28 protein-coding genes are annotated in these 24,523 nt (G+C 65.4%); 10 read left to right on the top strand and 18 right to left on the bottom strand.

Features of this window, described 5'->3' with window-relative positions; translation table 11 throughout:
* Positions 1-256: 256 nt before the first annotated feature.
* The 8 genes from IU459_RS32970 to IU459_RS32935 all read right to left on the bottom strand — a co-directional run bounded on the left by IU459_RS32970 (position 257) and on the right by IU459_RS32935 (position 7,596).
* Positions 257-607, bottom strand: coding sequence for a hypothetical protein (locus IU459_RS32970; protein ID WP_195133508.1), 351 nt, complete (start codon positions 605-607; stop codon positions 257-259).
* Between the two features lie 159 nt (positions 608-766).
* Positions 767-1,108, bottom strand: coding sequence for a hypothetical protein (locus IU459_RS32965; RefSeq protein ID WP_195133507.1), 342 nt, complete (start codon positions 1,106-1,108; stop codon positions 767-769).
* 306 nt (positions 1,109-1,414) lie between these two features.
* Positions 1,415-1,933, bottom strand: coding sequence for a hypothetical protein (locus IU459_RS32960; RefSeq protein ID WP_195133506.1), 519 nt, complete (start codon positions 1,931-1,933; stop codon positions 1,415-1,417).
* 30 nt (positions 1,934-1,963) lie between these two features.
* Entirely contained in the window at positions 1,964-2,236 is a 273-nt protein-coding gene (locus tag IU459_RS32955; protein ID WP_195133505.1) for a hypothetical protein, read from the bottom strand.
* 111 nt (positions 2,237-2,347) lie between these two features.
* Positions 2,348-3,988: a hypothetical protein gene (locus IU459_RS32950; RefSeq protein WP_195133504.1), complete on the bottom strand. Its 1,641-nt coding sequence runs from the start codon at positions 3,986-3,988 to the stop codon at positions 2,348-2,350.
* 797 nt (positions 3,989-4,785) lie between these two features.
* Positions 4,786-5,211: a hypothetical protein gene (locus IU459_RS32945; protein WP_195133503.1), complete on the bottom strand. Its 426-nt coding sequence runs from the start codon at positions 5,209-5,211 to the stop codon at positions 4,786-4,788.
* 10 nt (positions 5,212-5,221) lie between these two features.
* Positions 5,222-7,057, bottom strand: a complete 1,836-nt coding sequence (locus IU459_RS32940; RefSeq protein ID WP_195133502.1) for a hypothetical protein — start codon at positions 7,055-7,057, stop codon at positions 5,222-5,224.
* A 266-nt stretch (positions 7,058-7,323) separates the two neighbouring features.
* Entirely contained in the window at positions 7,324-7,596 is a 273-nt protein-coding gene (locus IU459_RS32935) for a hypothetical protein (protein WP_195133501.1), read from the bottom strand.
* A gap of 174 nt (positions 7,597-7,770) precedes the next feature.
* On the opposite strand from IU459_RS32935, the gene IU459_RS32930 reads away from it, so the two are divergent.
* A complete protein-coding gene (locus tag IU459_RS32930; protein WP_195133500.1) occupies positions 7,771-8,847 on the top strand; it encodes a helix-turn-helix domain-containing protein in 1,077 nt (358 codons plus the stop codon).
* Positions 8,844-9,488 carry an HD domain-containing protein gene (locus IU459_RS32925; protein ID WP_195133499.1) on the top strand — a complete coding sequence of 215 codons (645 nt, stop codon included), beginning with the start codon at positions 8,844-8,846 and terminating at the stop codon, positions 9,486-9,488. The genes IU459_RS32930 and IU459_RS32925 overlap by 4 nt, the downstream gene beginning before the upstream one ends.
* Positions 9,489-9,698: 210 nt before the next feature.
* Here the strand turns inward: IU459_RS32925 and IU459_RS32920 are convergent, their stop codons facing one another.
* On the bottom strand, positions 9,699-10,790 hold the full coding sequence (locus IU459_RS32920; protein ID WP_195133498.1) for a hypothetical protein: 1,092 nt from the start codon (positions 10,788-10,790) through the stop codon (positions 9,699-9,701).
* Positions 10,791-10,882: 92 nt separating this feature from the next.
* Between IU459_RS32920 and IU459_RS32915 the strand changes: the two genes are divergently transcribed.
* The gene (locus IU459_RS32915) at positions 10,883-11,998 is read left to right on the top strand and encodes a hypothetical protein (protein WP_195133497.1); all 1,116 of its coding nucleotides are present in this window, start codon (positions 10,883-10,885) and stop codon (positions 11,996-11,998) included.
* A gap of 148 nt (positions 11,999-12,146) precedes the next feature.
* Here IU459_RS32915 and IU459_RS32910 read toward each other — a convergent pair whose 3' ends face one another.
* Complete coding sequence (locus IU459_RS32910; RefSeq protein WP_195133496.1) at positions 12,147-13,085, bottom strand: replication protein RepA; 939 nt, start codon at positions 13,083-13,085, stop codon at positions 12,147-12,149.
* Between the two features lie 609 nt (positions 13,086-13,694).
* Between IU459_RS32910 and IU459_RS32905 the strand changes: the two genes are divergently transcribed.
* Complete coding sequence (locus IU459_RS32905; RefSeq protein WP_195133495.1) at positions 13,695-13,931, top strand: hypothetical protein; 237 nt, start codon at positions 13,695-13,697, stop codon at positions 13,929-13,931.
* Positions 13,932-13,943: 12 nt separating this feature from the next.
* Here IU459_RS32905 and IU459_RS32900 read toward each other — a convergent pair whose 3' ends face one another.
* The 4 genes from IU459_RS32900 to IU459_RS32885 form a co-directional block, all read right to left on the bottom strand.
* Entirely contained in the window at positions 13,944-14,315 is a 372-nt protein-coding gene (locus IU459_RS32900; protein ID WP_195133494.1) for a hypothetical protein, read from the bottom strand.
* A 546-nt stretch (positions 14,316-14,861) separates the two neighbouring features.
* The gene (locus tag IU459_RS32895) at positions 14,862-15,455 is read right to left on the bottom strand and encodes a CopG family transcriptional regulator (RefSeq protein WP_195133493.1); all 594 of its coding nucleotides are present in this window, start codon (positions 15,453-15,455) and stop codon (positions 14,862-14,864) included.
* Positions 15,456-15,675: 220 nt separating this feature from the next.
* On the bottom strand, positions 15,676-16,107 hold the full coding sequence (locus tag IU459_RS32890; protein WP_195133492.1) for a hypothetical protein: 432 nt from the start codon (positions 16,105-16,107) through the stop codon (positions 15,676-15,678).
* A 192-nt stretch (positions 16,108-16,299) separates the two neighbouring features.
* Positions 16,300-16,479 carry a hypothetical protein gene (locus IU459_RS32885; RefSeq protein WP_195133491.1) on the bottom strand — a complete coding sequence of 60 codons (180 nt, stop codon included), beginning with the start codon at positions 16,477-16,479 and terminating at the stop codon, positions 16,300-16,302.
* Positions 16,480-16,567: 88 nt separating this feature from the next.
* On the opposite strand from IU459_RS32885, the gene IU459_RS32880 reads away from it, so the two are divergent.
* Positions 16,568-16,753, top strand: coding sequence for a hypothetical protein (locus IU459_RS32880; RefSeq protein WP_195133490.1), 186 nt, complete (start codon positions 16,568-16,570; stop codon positions 16,751-16,753).
* A gap of 325 nt (positions 16,754-17,078) precedes the next feature.
* Positions 17,079-17,396 carry a hypothetical protein gene (locus tag IU459_RS32875; RefSeq protein WP_195133489.1) on the top strand — a complete coding sequence of 106 codons (318 nt, stop codon included), beginning with the start codon at positions 17,079-17,081 and terminating at the stop codon, positions 17,394-17,396.
* Between the two features lie 6 nt (positions 17,397-17,402).
* On the opposite strand, the gene IU459_RS32870 is transcribed toward IU459_RS32875, so the two are convergent.
* Together IU459_RS32870 and IU459_RS32865 are read right to left on the bottom strand one after the other, a co-directional pair.
* A complete protein-coding gene (locus IU459_RS32870; RefSeq protein ID WP_195133488.1) occupies positions 17,403-18,389 on the bottom strand; it encodes a hypothetical protein in 987 nt (328 codons plus the stop codon).
* Positions 18,389-19,138: a ParA family protein gene (locus IU459_RS32865; protein WP_195133487.1), complete on the bottom strand. Its 750-nt coding sequence runs from the start codon at positions 19,136-19,138 to the stop codon at positions 18,389-18,391. The genes IU459_RS32870 and IU459_RS32865 overlap by 1 nt, the downstream gene beginning before the upstream one ends.
* A 96-nt stretch (positions 19,139-19,234) precedes the next feature.
* On the opposite strand from IU459_RS32865, the gene IU459_RS32860 reads away from it, so the two are divergent.
* The 4 genes from IU459_RS32860 to IU459_RS32845 are packed head-to-tail and all read left to right on the top strand — an operon-like array spanning position 19,235 to position 22,345.
* Positions 19,235-19,510, top strand: coding sequence for a hypothetical protein (locus IU459_RS32860; protein ID WP_195133486.1), 276 nt, complete (start codon positions 19,235-19,237; stop codon positions 19,508-19,510).
* Complete coding sequence (locus tag IU459_RS32855; RefSeq protein ID WP_195133485.1) at positions 19,507-19,914, top strand: hypothetical protein; 408 nt, start codon at positions 19,507-19,509, stop codon at positions 19,912-19,914. The genes IU459_RS32860 and IU459_RS32855 overlap by 4 nt, the downstream gene beginning before the upstream one ends.
* 14 nt (positions 19,915-19,928) lie before the next feature.
* Positions 19,929-21,269 carry a helix-turn-helix domain-containing protein gene (locus tag IU459_RS32850; protein ID WP_195133484.1) on the top strand — a complete coding sequence of 447 codons (1,341 nt, stop codon included), beginning with the start codon at positions 19,929-19,931 and terminating at the stop codon, positions 21,267-21,269.
* Positions 21,266-22,345 (top strand): HNH endonuclease, encoded by a 1,080-nt coding sequence (locus IU459_RS32845; protein WP_195133483.1) that lies wholly within the window; start codon positions 21,266-21,268, stop codon positions 22,343-22,345. The genes IU459_RS32850 and IU459_RS32845 overlap by 4 nt, the downstream gene beginning before the upstream one ends.
* 39 nt (positions 22,346-22,384) lie before the next feature.
* On the opposite strand, the gene IU459_RS32840 is transcribed toward IU459_RS32845, so the two are convergent.
* Together IU459_RS32840 and IU459_RS32835 are read right to left on the bottom strand one after the other, a co-directional pair.
* Positions 22,385-23,296 carry a phosphotransferase enzyme family protein gene (locus IU459_RS32840; RefSeq protein WP_195133482.1) on the bottom strand — a complete coding sequence of 304 codons (912 nt, stop codon included), beginning with the start codon at positions 23,294-23,296 and terminating at the stop codon, positions 22,385-22,387.
* A 44-nt stretch (positions 23,297-23,340) separates the two neighbouring features.
* On the bottom strand, positions 23,341-24,195 hold the full coding sequence (locus IU459_RS32835) for an AAA family ATPase (RefSeq protein ID WP_195133481.1): 855 nt from the start codon (positions 24,193-24,195) through the stop codon (positions 23,341-23,343).
* Positions 24,196-24,523 lie beyond the last annotated feature (328 nt).

Below are 24,523 nucleotides of genomic sequence, written 5' to 3'. Positions count from 1 at the left end.
GGGAAGATTACCATGGGAAGGAATCATGGAAAAAAGGTAAGGAAGGAAGAAAGTAAGTATAGAAACAAACAGTTTGTTTCTATACTTACTTTCTTCCTTCCTTACCTTTTTTCCATGATTCCTTCCCATGGTAATCTTCCCTTTCGCTGTAGTGGCGGTTTCTCGCGTTCTCCCTGGTCATAGCTCTAGTATAGCGTGCGGGCTGGAGTTTTGTCACGTTGTTTCCGGACTTTTTTCCAACCCGCACTATTTATTCCTATGCGATCTTCTTGTTGGACTTGATTCGTCCGTCCAACCGCTTCCGCGTCTCGACCACTTCTTCCAGCACGTCGAAGAACTCGTCCATGAAGAACTTGTGGGCCTTGATCATCTGGGCCACCTTGTCCTCGGCGTATCCCTTCGATGCGGCGTACTCTCGGACCAACTCTTCGCTGTCCGCGCGCAAGATCATAAGCACTGCGGCATTCAATGCGATACCAACGTCGATCTTCCGCGAGCCGATTTCCATCTTCCACCGCGCGATCGCCTGATCGAGCAGCACCAAATCGTACTCGCGCAGGCGAGTGGTCACCGTCTCGATGTTGTCGAGCTTGTCGACTGCGGCCATTGCCTTTTCCTTCCTCTGCCTCCGGGGTGCTACATACGATAATAACGTAATTTCCCCTCAATTTCCATTCCTTCCCCAGTTTCGTTACATTCTTTTCTTCCTTCCTTCTCCGGTCGTAAGTATGCGGCAGCGGCCCGGCGCGCTGCAAGGCCAGTCGCGCTATCGCCCGCGGCCGTTTTCCATCAAGTCGAACTGGGTTTCGCGATAGCCGACAGGGATGGTGTCGGCGACGGTGATACGGTCGCGCGCCCACGTGCCAGCCAAGGCAGAGTTACCGCTGGTGCGGTCCTCGCGGAAGACCCCGGCACCCAGGCCTTCCATCGTGAGCACTGGAAGCGGGTGGATCCGCTTGCCGTGCGCGTCCGCTGGAACGGCGTCCTTGTCGACGTAGCTGCGCTGGTCGTGGTTGATGACGTAGCGGCCGGTTGGGGCCGGAACCGGCTGCAACCGCTTTCGCATCCTGGCGCGCTGCGGGTCCGGCTCCGCAATCGCGGCCAACATGACGCGCCGAGTGAGGACCGCTGCCGGCGGCATGCCAGGTAAGGGCGTAGAGGTTTCGGTCCTGGCCCGGTTCGGTGGCAGCGGCGTCACCGGCCCACACCACACGCGTGGGCTCGGTGAGCAGCTGCTCGACAGCGGTGACGAACAGCGAGCCGATCCAGGAGTGCTCGACGAGCTTGCCGCCCGAGTCGTAGTCGTGGGGCTCCAGGTAGCCGGTGACGGCATCGCCGGCGTCGGCGAGCAGAACTGCCCTGAACAGTTGGCCCATGCGAAATCTCCTACAGTTGAAGTGTGTCGGGGGGGTGATCAGGGCTGCGGACGCGACTGGCGGGCGGTGTGGCGGGCCTCAGCGGCACGCATCTTGGCCTTGGTCAGGTTGTTGACGTGGTTGCGCCGGTAGAGCGCAATGCGCTTGCGCAGCTCCGGAATCGGCAGCACGACCGGCTTGTGGGTGTCACGGGCGATCACCGCGGTGTTCTCGTCGTAGGCCAAGGGTCCGATGCGCAAGCTCACCTCGGCGTCGGCGGTGTGATCGTCGGCCTCGAGGCGGTTCAGCTCGGCCAGGGCCAGCTCGTAGATGTCGAGGCGGTTCGCGGCGGTGCGCAACGTCAGCGGCAGCGGGCCGAGCGGCCCCATCTCCACACCGAACCCGAAGTCGATGCGCGCGGCCTTCTTGCGGCGCGTCGGGCCCTTCTTGCGACGTCGGCCGGCGGCCGGGAACAGGTAGGTCGCGATGAGGATGGCCACGCCCACGGCGAACATAAGCACCAGCAGAAACGTGGGGGCCTCCGCCGCACTGATCGGGTACTGGGAGCTGGTGTTCATCGGGGACCTCCTGGTGGCTTCCGTCGCCTGTTAGACGATGCGGTTGAGTTCTTCGGCGATTTCGGCGATGCGCTCGGCAGCGCGGACCAGCTGCGCGTCACGCTCGTCGGCAGCCACCCGGCGGGCGGTGTGAGCCAGGACGGTGCAGCGCTGCGCGTTGTGAACCACGGCGCTGGCCACCGGGTAGCCGTCGCGGCGGATCAGGTCCCAGTGCGCGCTCATGCCTCGGGTGTCGGATTCCTCGATCAGGCCGAACAGTTCCGTGCGCAGTGCCTCGTAGTTGGCGTTCCGGTTGCTGATCACGGTCTTCGTTTCCCTTCCAGTGGTTCCTTCTACCTATATTAACAGTTTAAACTGTTATAGGTCTATAAGTTGGAAATTTTCGACTGTTAGATGTTGTGACCAGGGCAGATGTCAGACAGCGGCGTGGTGGTCCTTGCAGCTGGGCACCCCATCGAATCCGGCGGCATGCCAGCACGGATCGCAGACCACCGGCCGCGACGCCATCGACGTCCGAACCGTCCCGGGCGCCGACGAGCACATCAGGCACGTCTCGCCCGCGGCGGCGTCGAGTTCCGCCGCGCGCTGATCCTCGACCTCGACCTCCGAGGACACCGCATCGACGAGCTGCTCCGAAGCCGGGGCCATCGGATCCGGCGGCGCGGGCAGATCCAGGGCTGGGCGGTCCAGGCCGGGGCAGATGCACCGCATCGGCGCGATCGGGTCGCCTGCACCGAATGCGACGATCCAGCCGGTGTCGTGGCAGAGCCCGCACTCACCGCTGCTGTGGGCGTTGTCGGCGGCTTTCTGGGCCGCTTCCTGGCGTTTCTGGGCGGCGATACGGGCCCGCTCGGCCTGACGCTGCTGCTGTTCGAGCTCGTCCTGGCGCTGCAGCTCGCGGCGGCGCTCCCGCACGGCGGCCGCGGACATCGTCGGGGTCTGTTCGGTCCAGTCCACGGCCCACAGCAGCGACCGCAGGAATCCGCCCGGGTTGGAGATCCGATTCGGCCAGCTGTAGCCCTGATCGGCCACGTAGCGGGTCAACCGGGCAGCTATGGCGCGGCCGGTCCAGCGGGTGGTGTCGATGCCGGCATCGGCGATCAGATCCGCGATCCGGCCGATGTGCGAGCCCGGAAGCCGCACATACGAACCCGATCCCGGCGTGCTGATCCAGTGCCCGCGGTTCAAGTCGGAAATGTGGTGTACGAGCTCGGCCGCCGCGAGCTGCAGATGCAGTGGTCGCGGGCTTGCTTCCTTGCCTTCCTTGGATTTTTTCGACTTTTTTCCATCGCGCTCGCGCGCGCTTGGTGAGTAATTAGCTCCAGGACAAACCTCTCTACTAGAGAGGTTTGTAGTAGGTGGTCCCACCGGTCGATCCGGCGTCGACGGCGCGGCATTGGCGGCCGCCGCTGCGGCGTGTGCGGCGCGGCTGAGCCGTCCCAGCGACGCGGACTTGCGGCGCGGGGTGAGCGGGCGGGTGACGGCGGCGGCTTCGCGGGGGATCATCAGCGCCCACACCGACGCTGCCTTGGTCTGGGCGCCACCGTGGTGCAGCCAGGCCGCGGCCTGCTCCACAAGGTTCAGAGGCCGGCCGGTGGCCAGCGAGCGCGCCAGGCCCAGATCCCGCAGCACGTAGCGCGCTCGGCGGATTGTCTTGACCTGGAAGCCGACTTCGTCGCAGAGGGTGGCGTCGGAGACGGTGACATTGCGCCCGGTGAGGCCATCGGCGTGCGCGGCGATCCCGCTGGCGACGATGACGACGGTGTCGGCGTTGGTGTGGTGTGCGCGGACCAGCTGCTGCCCGCGCTCGGTGGCCAGCAGGACGCGCGCGGTCTCGATCCAGTGCTCGGGGCCGTGCCACACCGGCGCGTCGGCCTCGGCGCCCTCAGGGACCGGTAACGACCAGCTGTTGCCGCGTTGGGTGGCGTTGAGCTCGGCGATCGTCTGCTCGAGGGCGGTCGCGTCATCGTCGATACCCGCGCGGTGGCGAACTTTCTCGACGATGAGCGTCGCGCCCAGGTGCGGACGTGCTTTACCATTGGACCTGCTTTGCAAGAGAGCAGTCCTTTCGGGGACACAAAAGAGGGACGCATCTGCGATTTGCAGGCGTCTTTTCGAGGGCAGTTGGTGGGACTACGTCGTTGGTCGCGAAATAGCGGTCACACCGGCTGCAGCAACGAGGGTGAAGTTAGGTGTTGGTCAGCAGCACCTCCTCCGGTCGGTGACGGAATGTCCTGGTGCGCACCGGAGTCTGGCGGCAGCGGGGCAGGCGGGTAACGGCCGCATGCCCCGCGCGCCGGAGTCTTGATCCGGTGCGTGGTCTACGAGATGGCCGCGGAGCGTACTCGACGCGACTGTCGATCGTTTTGCTCGGGGTGCCGGGTGGCACATCGTCTCTGGTGTCCTTCTGGTCAGAGCCGGAATGCGACACGCCCTGTGAAAATGACCCAGTCCGTTCGGACGATGTCCGAGCGGGGCTGTATGGTCATACACGCGGACCCTCATTTGAGGCTTCGCACCCAGCTTGGGTAACGGGAACCCCGGATCTCTTTCGCGGCCAAACGATGGGAGACCGGGGTTTCTTGCTGTCTTGCTTCGGTCGGATCGGCCGCTGAGCGGCCGATCGTTGTTCTCACCCCACCACAATGGCACCGAAAATGCCGTTTGCGACACGCACCCACACTGGGTGTGTGGGGCCAGCAGGTTGTACATGCTGGGTGTGGTAAGGGGCCTGAGAGCTGTTGTATCAGGCCTCATTCCGGATTTGAAAGTGCACACCTGCACGGCACGGCGCGCTGTGATGCGCCGTGCCGTCACAGAGCTGTTCGTCCTGGCGGCCCTCCGCGCCGTCGTCATGCGTTGGTGTCTTTCGTGGGACCGACGACTGAGCTGCCGTAGATCCGCATCGCCAGCTCGACGTAGCGGGCTTTCGCGGCGGCCGCGGGGATGGGGGCGTAGACGGGGTTGATCGCTTCCCAGGAAACGCCGGCGTGCTGGGCGGCGTCCAGGAGCTCGATCTCTATCAGGTCGAGTTTCTCGCGCACCACAGGCAGCATCTCGAGCATCCGCAGGATCTGGTCCTCGTCGAGCGCGGGCCAGTTCGCGTAGTTACCGACGCCGTCGACTGTGGCGTCCTCCAGCTCGGCCAGCGCCTTGAATACACCTTCGAGCCGGTCGTGGTAGAGGTCGTGGACCTTCTCCCGGTGTTCCATCTGCTCGTCGTGCACCTGTTTGACAACAGTGCGCATCAGCCGCGTGATGTGGTGGTGCCAGTCCATGACGTCCTCTCTACTTCCTCAGTTCGATGACGCGGCCGCCGCCGCGGTGCTCGTTGCGGATCTCGGCCGCGGTCTTGCGGATGCTCGCGACGGTGCTGTGCGACATCCGGGTTTCCGGCGCCGTCGCGATCGCGTTGTTCTTCGCGCCCGCGTCGATCGCAGTGATGACCGCAGCCACCTCCTCAACCGTCTTGGTCTTGGCGACGCCGCGTGCCTTGACCTCCTCGGCGAGCTCGAACACCGGCGACATCCACTCCGGCAACTGCTGGGCCGCCGCGGCCGCGGTGACGAGGGGAGCGCCGGTGCGGGCCGGTGCGGGCGCCGGGCTGATGCGGCGAGACGTCAGCTGGTGCGGGGTGGTGCGGGCCCGCACTGCGGGCTTGGCGCCCGACAGGGGCCGCTCGCCCACCGCGGCCGGTGCGTCGGTGCGCGCCTGGTCGTCGGTGGTGGCGGTGTCGGCATCCGCCGCACCGGCGTGCTCATCGACGGGGGCCTGCGCCGCGTCGATCGCCTCGGTCACTGCGGGCCGTGTACCAGCGTCGATGCTGGTGTCGGCATTGTCGCTGGTCTCGGTGCCCGTAGTAGAGCCCTGGTCGGTGCTGTGGAGGTCGTCGGTGGCGCTGGTGGTGCGGGTTTCGGTGTCGATCGCGTCGCCGCTGGCTGCGGGGTGCGGGATTTCGGTGCGGGTCCGCACCAACGCCAGCTCAGCGGCCGAATCGGCGGTGTTGTCCGGGGTCGCGGCCACCGAGTTGTCCCGCACTGCGGGTGCAGGTGCAGGTGCGGGGCCCGCAGTGGTGCGGGCCGCTGCGGAGTCAACTGCGGGTGCGGGTGCGGGTGCGGGATTTACTGCGGGTGCGGGCTGCCCCGCACCCGCAGTGGTGCGGGTTTCCAGGTGCGGGGTGCGGGTTTCCGCGTCGTCGCGCACTGCGGGTGCGGGCTGCTCCAGTGCGGGTGCGGGGGAGAGGTCGACACGCTCGGCGGTCCGGTGGTGGGGCACAGCGACGTCGGCGTGTGCGAAGGAGGAGCCCATCGGATCGGCGGTCATCCGCGTCAGCTCGGCCAGCCGCGTGGTGATCTCGTCGGTGTCGGTGATGGTCTCGGTGGCCCGAATGATCGCGTTCCCGTAGCGGCGGGTTGCTCGGTCATGGATGGAGAGCGCGACGCCCATCATGACCGGAGCGATCGTGTGGACGACGGTGCCGTAGAAGTCGAGGCTCTTGATGTAGGGGAAGGTGTTGAGTCCGATCGTCACGGCCAGCAGAGCCACCTCGATGCCCTTCTGACTTTCTACCTCTGGCAGCCATTCGACGGTGTCGCTGTCGATGAGCATGATCGCCAGCAGCGAGCCGCTGATCAGAGCCTCCAGCGCGTAGGAGAACCAGAACATGGGATTGGTGACCCCGCCGGCTGGGGCGATGTTCTGCTGCACGGTGACCGCGGAGTAGAGCATCGCCGCGATCATGACGGAGGTCAGGATGCGCAGCACCAGCGTGCGGCGCTTGTACAGGCGCGCGAGACGCGATTGTGGGCTGGTGGCGCGCCGGGCATCGCTGATGGCGCGCTGCGCCAGGAGTAGTTCCTCGGCCTCACGGTCCGCCAGCGCGGCCACCGTGCTACGGGTCCGTTTCGCCGCCGCCGCGGCCGAGTCCAACCGCGCGTACTGGTCTTTGAGTTCGTGTTCGCGTACGGCCTCGGCCAAGGCGCGCTTCTCGGCCAGTTCCCGCTCCGACAGCGCATCGAGGAGCGCTGGATCGTGCTGGTGGGCCAGTACCGTGCGCGCCTGCTGGACGCGGCGCTCGAGCACAGCGGGCAGTTCGGTGGATTTCTTCGTCAAGGTGATCTTCATCGGGGACATCCTTGGGACGAGATACGGAGGGAGAGGTCCCGGGCATGTTCACGATGCCGAGACATTGACACTCTAACAGTTTAGACTGTTGACAGTTATTAAATTGATTGTACTGCGGCAGTCGATCCGAGTCAGCCCGGCAACCCGCGGGCCCTGCACGCTGAAACAATCTCTGCCCTCTCGAACCGGACGCCTCCACCACACCGTCACCGCAGCACTCGGCGTGTCGGGAGTTGGCAGCGGTTAACACGCTGTCGCCGAGAACATCACGACGGGCGCGTTGGAACCTGGTCAGAGACATAGAACTCCCGCTCGACCACGTAGAAGTTCAGTTCGCCGTCCTCAACGACAACGGCATCAAGGACACCTTGCTGATGCAGGTGCATCAACTCCTCAATCGCCGCCATACCACCGGGACCAAGCCGTCTCCGAATCTCGGCAGACAGCACGGCATCCAACCGCTCGCTGAACTCTCGATCATCGAACTCCCGACTCAGAGTGCATGTCTGAGATGAGAGGGACTGAAAAAGTGGGGCCATGGCCACAACCTTTCTTCGAGATGGGCCGGAAGATCGGGTGACGAGCCATCGGAATGGATGAGATGCTTAGACCCGCTGTGGTTTCCGGTCGTTCCTGCTCGAAACCACGGTATGACTGGGTTGACCAGGGCGGGACTCACCACGAATAGGACTTTCAGCAAGCAAGGAGTCCAGATGGCGGTCGTTGCTCACTCCACTCCCATTGCGGATGGGAGTGGACTCGATGGCCGGGTCGCTGGCGCGGTGCTGGCTGCGATCCGCCGCCAGATCGGCCTCGGCCAGGATGAGCTGGCCGAGCTGCTGGGGGTGGCGGTGAAGACCGTCGGCGCCTGGGAACAAGGTCGAAACCCATTGACCCGGTTGCCGTTCGCCCGTCTGCGCCAAGTGACACGCGCACTACTGGTCCATGGGGCTTGTTCTGAACTGGTCGCCGCATTTGAGACGGCACTTCAAGCTGATGACATCCTGTCCGGGCTCGATCAGCGCGACCCAAAACGGCACCCGCTTGGCCTGACAGTGCCAGACCGGGCCATCACGGAGATGTTGACGTGGCCGTTGACCGGGGCGATTCCTCGCCAGTTGAAAGGCACCTCGGCAGTGCTGCACATCCCAGTCAGCCAGCGCACCGAGGCGGTGGCAAGCTTGCGGGCGCTGGCTGAATCGGCAGGTGACGGGGAGCAGGGCGCGATGCTCCGGCGGCAGGCAGTGTTTCTGGTCGCCTCCCACGACGCTGCGTTCCAGCATGCTGAAGGATGGGCTTCCAGCCAGATCAAGCGGCAGGCAAGTGAGGCCGACCTGCGCCGCTGGTCGCCAGAGTGGGCGGTGGCCCGGTCGGCGGCCGTCCGGGCGGCCAGCACCGGGAATCATGAACCGCTGCAACGATTCGTGGACGAGGGCTTGTCCGACGCGGAGACGGAGTTGGCGAATCTCCGGTACTGGGCGTACTGGGTCGGTGAGTTCGGCACACCGTGGGCTTCGGATGCGGACATGGTGCGCACGAAGTCCGACGCGTGGTCGGGAGAATTGCTGTTGCCGTCGCTACTGACGGGTGTGGTCAGCGCTCCGTACCGCGAGCTGTGTGCCCACAGTCTGTGGGCGCTGGCGCGGACGCGGCGAATGCTTGTCACGCAACCACGGTGGGCGTCGGCCATCTCAAGTACCGTCGACAAAGCCACCTCCGACGACAGCCTCAGCGCTCGGGCGCGGCAACGACTTGAGCAAGTCCACTACCTGATCGGGAGCATGGCATGAGCACGGACGGGAACGGTGCGACGGAAACGATCACCTTCGCCTACGAGTTGGGTTACCTCAAGGTATTGCCGCGTGCGGGCTGGCTGCGCGCGGGAATCACCAACGGCGAATCGGTGGCTGCGCACAGTTGGCGGGTCGCCGTGCTTGCGTTCGTGATCGCTGTCGGAGAAGGCGCCGATCCGGAACGGGCCGCAGTGCTTGGCATCTTCCATGATGTGCCCGAAAGCCGCTACGGCGATGTGCAGGCCACCGGGAAGGCTTATGTGACCCAAGTATCGGCTACCGAGGTGGTTGCCGATCAGACCGCCGGCCTGCCCGCCGACTTGGCCGCCCGTATCCGTGCTGCGGTGGTCGAACACGAATCCGCCAAACGGGCCGGTGCCAGTGCCGAGGCATTGTGCTCACGTGACGCCGACAAGCTGGACCTACTGTTGCAGGCCCGCGAATACCAGGAGGCTGGCCGCGGGGCTGCCGCAATGGGCCGGTTCATCCACAGCATGATCCCGCTGATCACGACCGCCACCGGGAAGGCGCTCGCCGAGGCAGCGCTCACCGTGCCGCCGAGCGCGTGGTGGGACGACTTCGCCAAACGGTTCGGCACTCCCGCCGCCAGCGAGCGCCCAGTCCGGCTGGCCCAATAGCGTCTTCGACGGAATCAAGGACGTGATAACGCCTCGGATGGACCGAGCGGCCACGTGCACGCATTGCAGGTGACCGTTTCAAGTGGAGGAGCGCACTCGGAGATGGGCGCGCGTCCGAGGACGATGCGCTCCACCGCTTGGTCGTGTGCTTGGGCAGCGGTTATGTAGGCGCCAGCGCGGCCGGGGTCACCGAGCTCTTCCGAACCCCCGTCATCTTCCCGATGTAGGCGCCGCCGGCGCTGTCGTGGCGCTCGGCGCGGGTGTGCCAGATCCGACTGCGGCGGTGATGGTGATCTCTGGTGCGGGGGCGCCCGGTGCTGGGGGAGTCTCGATCTTGTCCACCACTGGCATGCTGTGGCCTCGACTGCGAGCCTCTGCAGCGACGCGCTTTCCCGGTTGGATGCTTCCGTCTCGCAGGACGATCCAGCCATGAGTGGCGATCCACCGGGATTGTGCCGTCGCATCATCGGCATCGAGGAATAGCAGGAGACCGTTCTGGTCGGTGGCTGCTTCGGCGATCTGCGCCCAATTCGGGCTGTGGCCGTGAATGGCTTGATGGATGCTGATGTAGGCGGCGGTGAAGTAGCCGATGTCCTCGTGCGGAGCCTTCGAGATTTCGGCGGCGAGGTGGCGTCGGTGGAACCGCCGTCCGGTGCACAGGGAGCGTTCCTGGGTGTTGAACGCGATCCACCCCAATTTCTGCGCCGTCAGGAAGATGGCCTGTCGGAAGTCCTTGCCGAGATACGCCATGCCGGTCGCCTCGGTCCACCACTGCGCAACCTCGGGGGCGGCCACGGCCTCGCTCCAGTGCGGGCCGGTGCCGTGCTCGCACCAATGTGCTGCCACCGCTTCGGCCAGAAGCTTGCTGAGAGCGGTCACGTCCTTGGTCGTGGAGATGACCTTCTTCGCACGCTGTTGCCTGGCGAACCATTCGTTCCTTCTGGCCAGCTTCTTCGCCGACTTGGTGGACGCCGCTTTCAGAACAGCAACAGGCGTGGGCGTCTGCCCAACTTTCAGCAGCCACATCACCTTGGCAGCGCAATCACTGTCCGCGGCCGGCGGGATCAGGGGTTCTCGTTGCGCGAACCCGAACCGTGCCGGAAACATCGCGCGCGTCAGCAGTATGGCTGCCCGCTGATCGCTGGCCAACTCAGTCGCAGCGAGCCAGCGCTGAGCCTCTTGATCGGTCGGTTCCGCACCGTTCTTGACTTTCACCGCAGTGGACACTGTTCGCCCCTCCCGAACGCTTGAATCACCGATTACCTTCGCCGCGTCGAGGATGGCACCCGAGTTCGGGCCCATCGATGATTCCTGCAGGTGTGTCGGAGCCTCGGCGTAGCGTCGGAGGGCTCGGTAGTCGCCGGGCACGAACTACTGGACTGAGGAGAAACCCGTTGAGTTCGAGTCAGTATCGGAATCAGCTCAATAACAAGCGGAAGCAGCGCCTCGAGGCCGAGAAGAAGGCCGGGGAGTACCGGACGAAGGAGTCGAACTTCCGCTCCGATGCTGCGGCGCTGCGTCTCGCCGCGTCGAAGACGTCGAGTGCGTCGACGGCCAAGAGCAAGCTCAGCGAGGCCGCGCGGAAGGACAAAAGCGCCGAAGATGCCGGGAAGCAGGCGAATAGTTGGCAGCGTCGGGCCAGCACGTATGCCAAGGAAGAGCAGGCGCTGGCGCTCAACCTGAGCAAGGCCGAAGCATCTGAGACTGCCGCGGCCGAACGCAAACGTCAGTCTGATGCCGCTGCGGCCGAACGTAAACGTAAGTCCGAGGCTGACGCTGCCGAGCGTAAGCGCAAGCGCGACGAGCAGCAGGCTGCTCGCCAGCAGGCCGCGTTCGAATCTCGGATTGCCCAAACGGAGACAGCTGTCGAGCATGTGCTTCGGCAGCTGCCCGCGCCCAAGCCCGAGAAGCTTCGTGTGCTGCTGCTCGGCGCCGCGTCCAAGGGGGATTTGCGAGTGGGGCGTGAGCAGCAGCGGATCCGCTCCGCTGTCGAATCCGCGCTCGGTCGCGATCAGATCGAGTTCGACGTGCGCACTGCGGCGACAACGGCTGATCTGCTCGACGGAATCACCAAGTTCCGCCCTCATGTGGTCCATTTCTCTGGTCATAGCAACGAGGACTTCATCGAGTTCGAGGCTGACGAGGACGCGCGTCATATCGGTATAGCTGTGACTGCTCGTGCGTTCGCCCGGGCGGTGAAGGCCACCGACACGCCGCCGCTGCTGGTGCTGTTGAACTCGTGCAAGTCCGCTGCCCAGATCGAGGATCTGGTGGCCGAGGTTGCGCCGTTCGCGATCGGCATGGCCGACGAGATCAGTGATGGTGACGCGATCAACTATGCGGCCCAGTTCTATGCCGCGATCGCCAACGGCCAGTCAATCAACTCGGCCCATCTGTCCGGGCAAGCCGCTCTCGAGCTCACGGGATTGGAGGGCGCGGACTTGCCGACCCTTGCTTGGGCTGAGGATGTCGACCCGACCACGACGCTCTTGGTCAAGGCGATGGGCTAGGCGCGTCGCCTCGAAACCCCATCCTCGCTGTGACATTGGCCTGGGTGGGTGGTGCGGCGATGATCCGGACCAGGGTCGAGCAGGGGGGAATCCTGCTCGACCCGATCGGCGGCGTACGCCTTCCATTGCCTGATGGGCACTGACCGGACTATTTGCCGCGTTCCAAGGCCAGGAAGCCGGGACTCTTGCGTACGTGAGTGAGGCTGGGGCGCAGCACCAGGCCTGAGTCGGTGACGTCCACGTTCGCCTCCTTGTACACCGTTGTCACCTCGGCGAGCCGCTTCTTGAAATCGCGTTTGAACTGGTAGTTGCCCTGCTTGGTGTCGGCCAGCTCGGATCCGAACTGGCCTTTGAGCGAGGCCCACGGCACGGTGGTCTGCTTCTTCAGCCGCGACATGCGGTAGGTCAGCCAGGTGTAGATATCGAGCCGCATCGGTGATTCGCGCAGCAGCATCAGCGCCTGCATGTCCACGGGCACCGGGCGTTCGACGACTTGCTCGAAGAATTCCGGCGACAACCGCACCATGGACTCCATCAGCGACGGCTGGTCATCTTCGGAGCCCGGTTTCCACCACAGGTCATATCCCGACGCCACCGACATCTGGGCGCCCAGCTGCCGGTTCTCGTCGCCGATGTACTCCACAGAGACGGTGGATCGGAAAAGGCGTTCCATCTGCTGCTTGGCGCGTGTGCCGTTGCCATTCTTGCCGCCGGTGGGTAGTTCATGATCCTTGATCAACCCGACTTTGCGCATGAACTCGGTCAGGCTCGCACCCAGCACCAGGTCCCGGCTTTTCGTGCGGACCGCTTCGGTGCTCATCCACGTCAGGACCAGCCGCGGGATGCTGCCGAACGGGTATCCGAGCGAGACTGCCTCGCCGTCCGGGCCGAAAATGACCCCGGGCCGCACGATGAGCTGGGTGTTGCCATTGACCCGTCGCCACGCCGCCGGATTGTTCTTGGGTTCCTTATACGGCAGGGAAGTTTGGGTGAACAGCCTGGCCAGATAACCGATTTCGGGCTCGGCATCCCACAGCTCGACCGCTGCGTTGAAGAAGTCCAGGTCGCTGCGTTTCTGCCGGGGCATGAGGGCCAGCCTGCCAGAGCGCTGCGCCGTTGTGATGGCACCACTCGCATACCTTGCCGACCGGGCGGCCCACAGCACCAGGAGCGCTCTGGCTCGCATACCTTGCCGACCCGAGACGGTTATCCACGCATACGTTGCCGACCGGCCCCGAAGCGGAGTTGTCCTCGCATACCTTGCCGACCAGTCCCCAATCTGTGGATCCGACGCCGCTGCTAGCAAGTTGTCCACGCATACGTTGCCGACCGGAGCGGCCGTGTTTTCCCAGGATTGCTCGCATACCTTGCCGACCCACTCGCATACCTTGCCGACCGCGCCCCTGGATCTGCGCAGGTGACACGCATAAAATTGCGTCCGCCTTTAGTTCTTTCCTGTTAAGAACTACCTCTAGTAGGCTGGCCGTGGCTGTGAATGGATTCCGGCCCACATCACAGGAATTCTCGCCTTGAACAGGGCAACTTCCGGTCACGCAGCAGTTTCAGCCCAAATCCAGCCCACGCTTTCCCGTGCCTTTCCCGTCTCAGTGCGTCTCGGGTTTACGCGCCGCCGACACGGATCTTGCGTCACGGCGATCTAGGCGCTGCGGTGCGTGGTTCCGTACGGTTTCGCCTCATGACGAGATCACACGCAGACCGCGCCGAGGAGTTTGCCGCGAAGGCGGACGAAGCAATGTGGGCGGTGCTCGATGTGATGGACAGTTTTACCGAGCAGGACGAGTGGTCAGATGTCCTCACGCGCAGGCATTGGCGAGCCGTACTGCTCGCCTGGGCGAAAGTTCACGCAATCCAAGGTCAGACGCAGATCCATGCCATGCTTGCGCTCCTCGACAGCATGGTCGCGCGCGTCTAACTTGCTCCAGTCTCAGTCGCCTTCTTCGCGTTCACGAAGTCGGCGGTCGGCCCGCTCGAAGAGAGCACGCACTCGCCGCTCGGCCTCGGCGATTTCCTCAGCAGTCGGCTCGGCATGGTCACCGCCGCGGCGTCGGGCCGCTTCCTCGGCCTGGTACTGAATCTCGTGTTCGGCTTCGGATTCCAGGGATCGGGCTGCTTCCTCGGCGCGCTCCCGGGCGGCCTCGACGGGGTGTTCGCGCTCCCAGACCACCGCGTCCCGGGCCGCGTCGGCCAGCAACCGAGACCGGCACGCCTTGGAGACCCATTCCGAGAAGTTCTCCCCGGCTTCCTGCTGTATCCGCGCGAACAAGACGTCGTCCATCTCGATGATTGCGGTTGCCATCAGCCCACAGTAGAAGCATCCTTGCGGCGGGATGCAGGTATGAAGACCACAGCGAGGACGACCAAACCTATCCCGGCGAGATACGCCGTCGACGGGATGAGCCAGGTCAACCACGCCATGAATGCCGACATATGCATCACTGGGGCTCCCGCTGGCCCGATGGCAAGGGTGGCTTCAACCCCGCAGGCGATAACCACTGTGGCGGCCGCGGCCTAGCGGATAGCCGTCAGTCGGCGTTGCCCAGCTTCAACTCTCGGCGCTGACGAGCCACGAATCTCTGAGCCCATCCCATTCATCTTCATCTTCTCGACGGCGCCGCTGGCGCTGTCGGGGCGCTCGGCGTGTGGGTGCCGGATCCGACTGCGGCGGTGATGGTGATCTCTGGTGCGGGGGCGCCGGGTGCTGGGGGAGTCTGGATAGTGTCCACCACTGGCGCTACCACGTCGTAGACAGCACCTCGGACGGACCGAACGGCCACCTGCACGCATTGCAGGTGGCCGTTCGGGTGCTGGTGAGGCTGAGGTCAGGCGAGGGTTGATTCGGTGGTTACGGCCACAGGTCGTCAGGGTCCAACCCCAAACGCCTGCACAGGTCCGCTTCGCCCTTGTTGACGCGGGGGACCAGGCCGCCCTTGACGGGCGCTGCGTCCACGATCGCGCACGTCATCGTCATCCCCTCCGTGGACTCGTCGGTCGTCCTGGCAGCGACATGGCGATCCGATCGGGCCACGATCTCGCAACGTCCATCGCGGGTCCAGATGTCGGCCCAGCTGTCGAGCATCTCGACAGCCTCCTCTGGAGTCCGGCACAGCCAAGCGGCCGGGGCCGAAGTTCCGGACGTGACCAGCACAGTCGTGAACCCGGAGCGCAGGTGCCGCCGCACCGCCTCGATGGTCGGCTCAACCGGCTCGAGATAGGCGCGCACAGCGCGACGTACCAGCTCCGCCCGGTTGATGCTCTCTTCACGGGAGCGCTCGTCGACACGGGCCAGTAGATCACCGAAACGGATGAGCGCGGCGCCACCGATCTCCGGTCGGCCCGGCCGCGGTCGCTCCCAATCCTCGGTCGCCTCCTCCAGCGCTGAATTCAGGTCGTCGTCGTCGACCTCGGTCGGCGTGCGCAGATCCTCGGGGTAGGTCATGAGCCAACTCCTCCATAGGGAATAAACGATATCGTTAATTATCCATGGAGCAAGAGGCGAACACAATAAGCGATATCGTTAATGTCGGTGGCGGCAAGCCCAGTACTGACATTCCGGCGACGTTCTGGGCGGTTCGCGTCCCATCGCATGTGCGGAAGTGGCGAACCGCAGGTCCCAGTGGGTGAGGCCCGCCAGATAGCTCGGGAAGCGACACTGGGGGTCAGAAACCCCACGGGCCGAGCGTGTCGAGATCTATGTGGGTTCGGGGTGGCGGTCCGCCGGTGGGGCGAAGCCAGCGCGCCGGGATCCGCAGCGTCCGCAGTTCTGGAAGTGCGACAGGCCAATCCCTGTCGTCGACGATCTGGCCGCGCACGCGATAGCGGCCATACGGCAGACCGAGCGCGGCGGCTTGCTCATCGGAGAGTTCCAGCTCGGCCCACGAACTCTCGGTGACCCGCAGCCCCTCGACCATCGGCGGATCACCAGCGGCGTCGACCGCGGTCACAGTCAGTCGGAACCGGCAGCCCGTCATCCACCACCACGACCACTCCGGCGTGCCGGGCTGGTCACGATACGGGTAGCGGCTCGTCGGCAGCCGGTACGGCACGAACACGAGGTATGTGCACCCGATCTCTATATCGCGGGCCCGCATACACCCAGCATGTCCACCACGCTCGCACTCGCACAAGATCCCGAGCTTTCGGCGCGCAGGCCTCGAATCCACGTGGGGCCGCGGAGCCAGGTGCGTGAACGCGACTACGACGAAGGCCCACCCGAACCGGATCGGGTGGGCCTTCGTCTCGTCAACGCGGTTTATGGGGCGAATGCGGCGCCCCGCTTGGGGTTACCAGCCCCGGCGGATCATGTCGGCCAGGATGCCGGCGTTCCACGACTGGCAGTGGCGGCCGCCGTCGATGTCACGCAGATCGACCACCTGTGCGCCCGGGATGCCCCGGACGCTGTTGACGCGCCAGGTGGTGCCGTCGAAGCGGATGTGCTGACCGAGGGTGTAGGTGGTGCCCATGGCGTCTCCCTGCTGCGCTCCGGGTGGTTGACCACCTCAGCGTAGCAGGCCGCTTGCGGGGTGGTCAACCACCCGATACGCTGGGCTTATGGCAAACCAGCACCGCTATCCGGTCCGGGGTCTGCGGGGCATCCCGCAGGACACATGGGACGCGCTCGAGCGGGCCGCCCGCGACGCCGGATCCGACCGCTCCACAGTCGTCCACGCGCTCATCCAACGCTGGCTGGACGACCCGATCGCCGTGCTCCCGGATGGCCCGGCGATTCGGGCGTGATGGGCAATTAGGGCGCGGGACAGCTAGCCCGTAAGTGCTGCGGGATCTGGGGCTGGCGCGCTCGCTGGCCACCGGTCGGCCTCGTGTTGAAAAGTCTTCGTAGCGTTGATGTTTCGGTATATCGTCGGATCGGCCGCTGTGGCGGGGCACGCTCATGGATCCTTCGGTCCGACCGCATCGACCCGCACGGTAGGCATGAGGCGGCGGCCACGGTAGACAGATTGCGATTCCACAGCGAGGACGCGACATGGCGCTCGGCGACAGACCCCGCGGGACACGCGCTCCCGTCTATCCCTTGCAGCCACGCGGACGCGACGCAGGCCCTGTGCGCTACACCGTGATCTTTCCGATGGTCGACGAGAACGGCGAAGACACCAGCGAAAGCGTGTGTTTCGTGGTCAATGCCGAAGCGCTGCCTCGCGTCAACGACTACCTCCACTTCGAAGTGGACGGCGCAGCGCTATCGCTGGTAGTCGAGTCCGTATCGCACTGTTTCTCCGCCGCGAAGAACGGTGCTCGTGCCTTCGAGTTTCTGGTAGGCGCCAACGCCGAAGCGCATAGTTACCGCCAGGTGCGGAGGCTTCAAGACCCTGCCCAGTTTCACCGCTGGATCGCCCAGTTCCCGATGCTCGAACCCGACTGAGAAGCCCTACTGGGCGGACTTGCTGACGGCTTTCTCGATCCGCCTGGCGTGCGCCATGAGCGCCGCCGCGAAGGCCTTCGCCTCCGCGGGATGCTTGTCGGCGCGCTTGGCCACCCGGTCGGCCAGAGAGGCGATTCGGCCGGTCTCGGCTTCGAACCAGGAATGTGGCTCGGCGTCGTCGTCGGCCGCTTCCTCAGTTGGGGCCTGGCCGGTCACCTGCGCCAAGACGGTTCGCGCAACCTCGGCGGCTGTTTCGCGGTTCCACTCGCTGCCCGGCGGGAGTTCGGCCAGGGTGGCCTCGGCGGCCTGGCGTACCAGTTCGCCGGTGATCTTCGGGCCTTTGCCGTTGGCGGCGGCGACCTGCTGGGCCAGCGCCAGGTACAGATCAGCGGCGGCCTGCTCGCTGTGGTGCTTGCTCAGCGGCACCAGCTCGCGCGCCTGACGCTCGTTGATTTTGTCTCCCATGGGAGACATAACGATGGGTTCGGCGATCGGGGCGGCCTCGATCAGCCGGTGCGCGTTGGCGCGGCGCATCCCCCACCGGTCCGATACGTAGTCGTCGAACGTGGCGTGTGTGGCCCGATACAGCCTCGCGTCCCGGATGACCCGCAGGGCCTTGCCTGCGATGTAGAACGCCACCCGGGCCACGTCCAGGGCGGCCTCACAGGCGGCCAGGTCGTCGCGCTCTTTTGCGGTGAGGTCCCCGGTGGCGTCGGGCTGCTCGTAGTGGTCGGGAATGATGCCCGCGAGCGACGCCGGTACAGGGGCCTGCGTGGGAGCGTGCGGGCCGGCCGCGACCTCGGCCGGGGTGGCCGGTTGCGCTGTGATGGTCTCTACTCCCGCCGCCTGCTGCCCTTTGGCGATGTCGCGACTCCATTCGGCGTCGCGCAGTGGGGACACCGGCGGCGTGGCCCCCTGCTCCAGGGTTTGGGGCTGCTGTGAGTCCGCGCCGCCTTTGTTCTTGCCGCCGAGCTTCCGAACGGGTGGGGGCATCAGGCACTCACTTCCTGTTCTGTTGCGGCCGAGTTCGTGCGGAACCGTGCCACCAGCTCGTCACCGACTTGCTTGTATTCGCCCAGGTCCTCCAGGGGGTTCTCCGCGCCATCGCCGATATCCCCGTCAGCGGCCTCGCGGTACCACTTCCAGTTGCTGATGTATGCCTGGAACACCCCGTACCCCGAGTCTTCGGCCCGCTTGCGGTACTTGCGGTATTCACTGGAGACGTTCTCGCCGTTCTTCATGGTGACCGGGCATTTGGTCATCAAAATGTGGACTTCGATCTCCCGCTCGGTATCGGCGGTGGCCTCCTCGCATGCCTTGTAGGTGGAGGGGATGCGCTTCATGTCGGCCCCGGTCGCGCCCGCCAGCATGATGAGATCGTCGCTGTAGGGAATCGCGCCCTTCAGGATGGCGTCGGATTCGCCGCCCACGTCGATGATGATCACGTCGTACTGGGCGGCGTTGTCGGCGATGCAGTCCGCGATGTGCCGCGAGGGGAAGTGGATCAGGTTGAACGGCACTTCGATCTCGGCGTTGCGCAGCAACCGGTACCAGGCGTAGCCCGTCTGCGACAGCGGATCGGCGTCCACGATCAGCACCCGCAGGTCGTGCACCTGGGCGAAGTAGGCGGCCAGGAAGAACGCCGAAGTTGTCTTGCCTACGCCACCTTTCAGGTTGCCGAGAGTGATGACGTACGGCTTCGGCAAGCGAAGTGAGGAGAGTGGAACGACGGTGTCGGTCACGGAAGATCCTCCCGGCGACGGGATGGTTGGCGGGCGATATGTGGGAGATTAGCGCACCAACGGTCTCACATGTGCATACCGGAGTAGCATTTGGGTATGGCGAGAAGGCGGCAGACCCGCAAAGTGACCGTGACCGTGCCCGAAGAGGTCGCGGCCACTCTCGACAACTGGCGCGACGGCGGGACGATCGAGTCGGTGAGCGCGTTCGTCGCCGAGTCGATCCAGGCAGCTGTCGATCGGCAGAAGTCCCTGGCCACCATCGAATCCGTCTACGGCGGCCGGCCGCCGTTGGAGATGATCAACCGCGGCCGCGAGCTTCTCGGCCTGCCGCCACTGTCGTCTGACGAGCACCCTGCTGCCGGCGCCGCATGAGCGCAACGGCCCTGTCCGGGGTCGTGCTCGACCTGGCCGCTGTGCGCGGCTGGTGCCGCCGCGACCCGTATCCCCACGCCATCACCTGGGCGACTGTCGAGTCGGGCAACACCATTGTCGTTCCCGCCGCCGTGCTGACCGCCGCCTACGCGCTGATTCCGTCCGACCAGCACGACATCCTCGCCGCCCTGGTGGGGATGCCACACACGCTGGTGGCCGCCTGCGACGAGGCCTCCGCCGGTGATATCGGCACCTTGCTGGCGGGGAAGTCGAACGCCGACGCATTGTTGTCGGCGGCGCACGCTGTGCGCGAATGCCTCTCGCGTCGCTGGCATGTCCTCACCGACCGCTCCGATGTACTGCTCGACATCGACTCGGGCACGCTGACCGACACCATCCCGTAGGACGAACCAGCGGCATGATGCGAGGCGAGGATATCCGGGCAGCCCGGAAAGCGAGGGGATGGTCGATCCCGATTCTCGTTGCGGCCCTGATCGAGGCCGCTGACCGCGACGGTGTTCACCTGATGACTCCGGCCTCGCTGAAGACGTCGGTGTCGCGGTGGGAGAACGGCCATGTCGTGCCCGACGACCTGTATTCCAGGCTGCTGGCGAAGGTGCTGCATTTGCCTTATGCCGGTGATCCGCTCGCTCGAGGGCGGGAGTACCAGCGCGACGTCGCCGCTGCGATCACCGTGCTCGACGGGTTGGCCGACAGTGACAGCGGCAATGATCCGGCACTGGTCACCGCGGGGGCGATCACCAGCATGGGCGCGTCCCAGGTCGTGACCGGGTACCTGTTCGCGCAATCGCCCACTTTGACCGTGGAGGCGGCCGGGCCGGTACACGGGGTCGCGATCGCCGCCCGGATCCGCGACACGGTCGCGGCGATGATGTCGATGGACTTCGCCCGGGGTGGTGGGCATGTGCGGCGCACGCTGCTGCAGTTCTTCCGCACCCAGGTCGTGCCCGAGCTGCACGCCGTGCATCCGCAGCGGGTGCGCCGCGAGATCTTCTCCGCGGCCGCCGAAGTCGTTCAGCTGCTGGGCTGGAGCGCCTACGACGCCGGACGGCACCCGGCCGCGATCAGATACTTCATCCAGGGCCTTCGCCTCGCCGAGGAAGCCGGGGACATGCGGATGGGCGCCCGGCTGCTGGCCAACCTGTCTCATCAGAGCAATTTCGTCCACCGCTTCGACGACGCGGTCATGTACGCCAGGGCGGCGCAGTCCGCTCTGCGGGGACACGGCACACCCAGTGTCGAGGCCATGTGCGTGATGATGGAGGCGCGCGGGCTGGCCAGCCTGTCCGATCGCAAGGGCACCGCGGCCGCGATCCACCGCGCCGAGCAACTCTTCGAACGCCGCCACGGCGACGAGCCGACCTGGATCGGCTACTACGACCCGGCCGAGCTCGCCGGCGACGCCAGCCACTGCTGGCGCGATCTGCAGCTCGTGCCCCAGACCCGCACGTTCGTCAGCGATGCCCTCACCGACGACACCCCACCCCGGACCCGGGCGTTCATCCAGATGGTCTCGGCCGAAGCATCGCTGGTCGCTGGTGACTGGGAGGACGCCGGAGCACTGGCCGCGGCCGCCGTCGTCAACGGCGGTGACCTGCGGTCGGCGAGATATCTGCAGTACTTGCACGACTTCTACAACCGGCTCCCCGCCGGCGGCTCACGTCATCCCGCGCTCCTGGAGTTCGTCGACCTCATGCACACCCACCATCCCGCGATCGTGGCGGTGCGTCGTTCGTGACCACCGATGATGCGCGGTACTCACACTCGTCACCTACGCACAACCGGCTCCTGCTGCTGGCTCTGGTTCAGGCGTGGGGCCACAAGTGCTACTGGTGCAAGACACCGACCACATTCCGGGGCCTGCAGATCGACCACATCGTCCCCCGCAATCCCGCCTCGGGCCCGGTCGGGGATCTGGGCCTCGGCGCCGACTTCGACGTGGACGCGGCGGCCAACCTCGCACCGATCTGCGGGCCCTGTAACCAAGAGAAGAACAACGACGAGTACTGGAATATCCCCCGAATCGCCTCCGTCATCAAGGCGGCCGCTGACGCCGTCCCGCGGGTCCAACGCCACCTCACAAGATTCCGCGCCAATGACAGCGTCGTTCGAGCGCTGCTCGCGGTGACCGCGGCCGACCTCGGCAACGACGAGGTCGCAGACTCGGTCGCGGAGTTCGGCGCGGTGATCCTGCCTGTCTTCCGGGAACGGTTCCCGCAGATCCTCGACGCACCGTACTGGCAGGACTACACCGAGCGGCGACCGGTCGTCGAGTTCGAAGGCCGGCGAGTCCAGCTGCCCGAGGAACGGTCGATGATCGAGTGGGACGTGACGTCACGGCGCGCACTGGTGATCCTCGAAGATGTCCTCGACACTCCCATCGTCTACGCGCTGGGCTGTGTGCGTGATGAGGTCCGCGAGCGCGTCGACGACGAGGTGGACCACTGGATCCGGTACGGCACTGCGAACCGCTTCCGCGACACGCAGGCGTGGCAGCAGCCGAGCTCGAATCCGATCGGGCTGTACGTCCGTGAGCTGCGATACGTCAACGGCGAGGTCCAGATAACCGGGGATCTGGAGGGCACGTTCACCGCCCACATCGAGGAGGACGTCGAGGACCGCGAATGGTGGGAACCGCACACGACGAGCAGGTACGCCGACTTCGACTTCTCCGGTGAGTTCTCCGCCACCTTCTCCCGGGAGGAGGGGATCACCGACGCCTCGGTCTACGTGTCCGAGCCGACCGAGAACCAGTGGCAGTACCTCGACGTTCTGCTCGAGGGCGACGCGGATGCCGACCAGCTCGGCGACTGAGCCTGCTGGCAGGTGGCCACGTAGCGCTTGCGGGGACCTTCAGAGACCACGCCAGGGCTCGGTTAGCCGGCCGGTGCGCAGCGTGCGGATCCGCTTGTCGTATTCGCTGCGGACGCGTGCGGAGTGATCGACGTTCTGCGACAACCAGCTGACCATCTTCACCTGCTGGATGGCTTGCAGGATCGGCCATCCGGACCAGGTGGTGATGTCGTAGCCGTAGCTACCCGCGAACGCGGCATAGTCCCGTTCGGCGAGCATCCCCATCGACGCTTCGGCTGCGGTCTTGGCCAGATCCCACTCCGCCGGCCCGAACGCGAACGCCTCGAGATCGATCAGCACCGCCTGGCCGTCGTCGGTGATCATGACGTTCTTCACGTGGGCATCGCCGTGCAGCGCGGTCACCGGCAGCTGGAAGGTCAGCGCCTCTAGTTCCTGCTCCAGTTCGCGTACTCGGTGCCGCAAGAAATCGGCGTCCGCGGCAGGGATCGGCGCGGTGGCCAGCCGCGCTGGAACGTGCCCGAATGCCTGCACGGCGGGGAGCGTCAGCCCGGCTGGCCGGTCGAGTTGGTGCAGCTGGTGCAGCAGCTCGCCGAGGATGCCGGTTTCGTGGAGGTCGGCTGCTCGCCCTGGGATCAAACGCCAGAACGTGACGGGGTGTCCGTCGATCTCGATGGGCTGGCTTCGGTCACCGATGCTGTAGGTCTGTGCGGCGGGGAATCGCTGGGCAGCAAGCCAGTTCGCGACCGTGACCTCCTTGGAGGCGTCGTCCCAATGCTGCAGGTTGCGTGCGATGCGGACAACGACCGGCGCTGCGGCCAGCTGGTAGAGCATGTTCTCTCCCAGTCGAAGCATGACCGCATCGGCGGGATCCAGCCCGGCTGCCCGGCACGCTGAGATCAGCACTTTGTCAACCATGTCGGGCAGGAACGCGGATGCCGATGAGCGAGCCACGACGTCCAGGCTAGGGGACAGGCTTGAGGCTGCCGACTGCCGGATCACTGCGGCCGGTGCGCTCCTGGGAGGGGCTCGAGGCGGCGCAGGACGGTCTTCACCTGGGCTTGGATCGGCTCGTCATCGAGGTTGTTGCCGATGACGGTGTGGGGCCAGGCCGGAGCGAACTGGGCGTCGACGCCGGCGAGGTATTGATCCCAGTGGCCCAACTTCCACGTGTCTTTGGCGGCCGCGCGTCGCTCGAGGTGAGACCGCATCACCTCGGTGCTGCAGGAAACCCAGATCACCGACATGTCGGCTCCCTGTTCGGCGAGCCAGGCGGCTTGGCGCTCGAACCAGGCGCGGTTGGCGAACTGCTCGAGAAACGGCGCGATGGCGATGACGCTCACCCCGTAGGCGATGTTCTCGCTCACCGCGGCCGCCAAACACTGGTACTCGGCAGGCTCGACGACATCGCGGTAGAGCGCGGATTCTCGATCGGCGATCGTGCTACCGAGCTGGACGAGTGCTGCGTCCACCACGCTGCGGGTGAGTACTTCTTTGTCGAGGATCGCCCACTTGGTCTCTCGCGCCAGAACCCGGCCGACCTCCGTTTTCCCGCTTCCGGCATAGCCACCGATGTACACGACTCGTGGCTGCGGCGTCCGCGGCCGGTCACCAGCTGCCCCGGCGCGGTCGGCGACCACACGCCCTGATCGCGGGCGGGTACTGATGAGCCCCTCGTGCCCGAGCTGCTCCATCGCCTGGTTGACCGTCCCGAGGCTGACTCCCCATTTCTCGGCGAGCGCACGGGAAGACGGCAGCTTCTCGCCAGGCCGAAGCCGACCGGACTCGATCTCGGTCCTGAGCTCACGCGCGATCTGCCACCGCCGGGCCTCGCTACTGGTCGATTCAGTCATCCCGGCTGAGCCCTCTCTGATCTGCGCTTGTGAGGCAACCAAACGCTATCAGTCCGTGTGAATCAGCGGGCGATAGCGCAGATCGGGGGGTTTGTACCAACAGTCAGGGGGATGTTCAAGGGTTACATCTGAATAGATCAGTTGATACCATCTGAACATAATGTGACCCGGATCTCCCCCTTGGAGGGGTGCTCGATGAATTTGCGAACTCGACCCGAAGTGCTCTGGAAACCGGGCGAATCATCCCCCGAGCCGGGACATGTGCGGACAAACGGCAGCGGCTCGAACGTCGTCGACTCGAACGCTCTGCGCTCTCAACTGATCAATT

The organism is Nocardia amamiensis (genome assembly GCF_015477605.1).
In the GTDB taxonomy this organism is placed as follows: Bacteria; Actinomycetota; Actinomycetes; order Mycobacteriales; family Mycobacteriaceae; genus Nocardia; species Nocardia amamiensis_A.
This window is presented reverse-complemented; position numbering and strand designations above follow the sequence as displayed.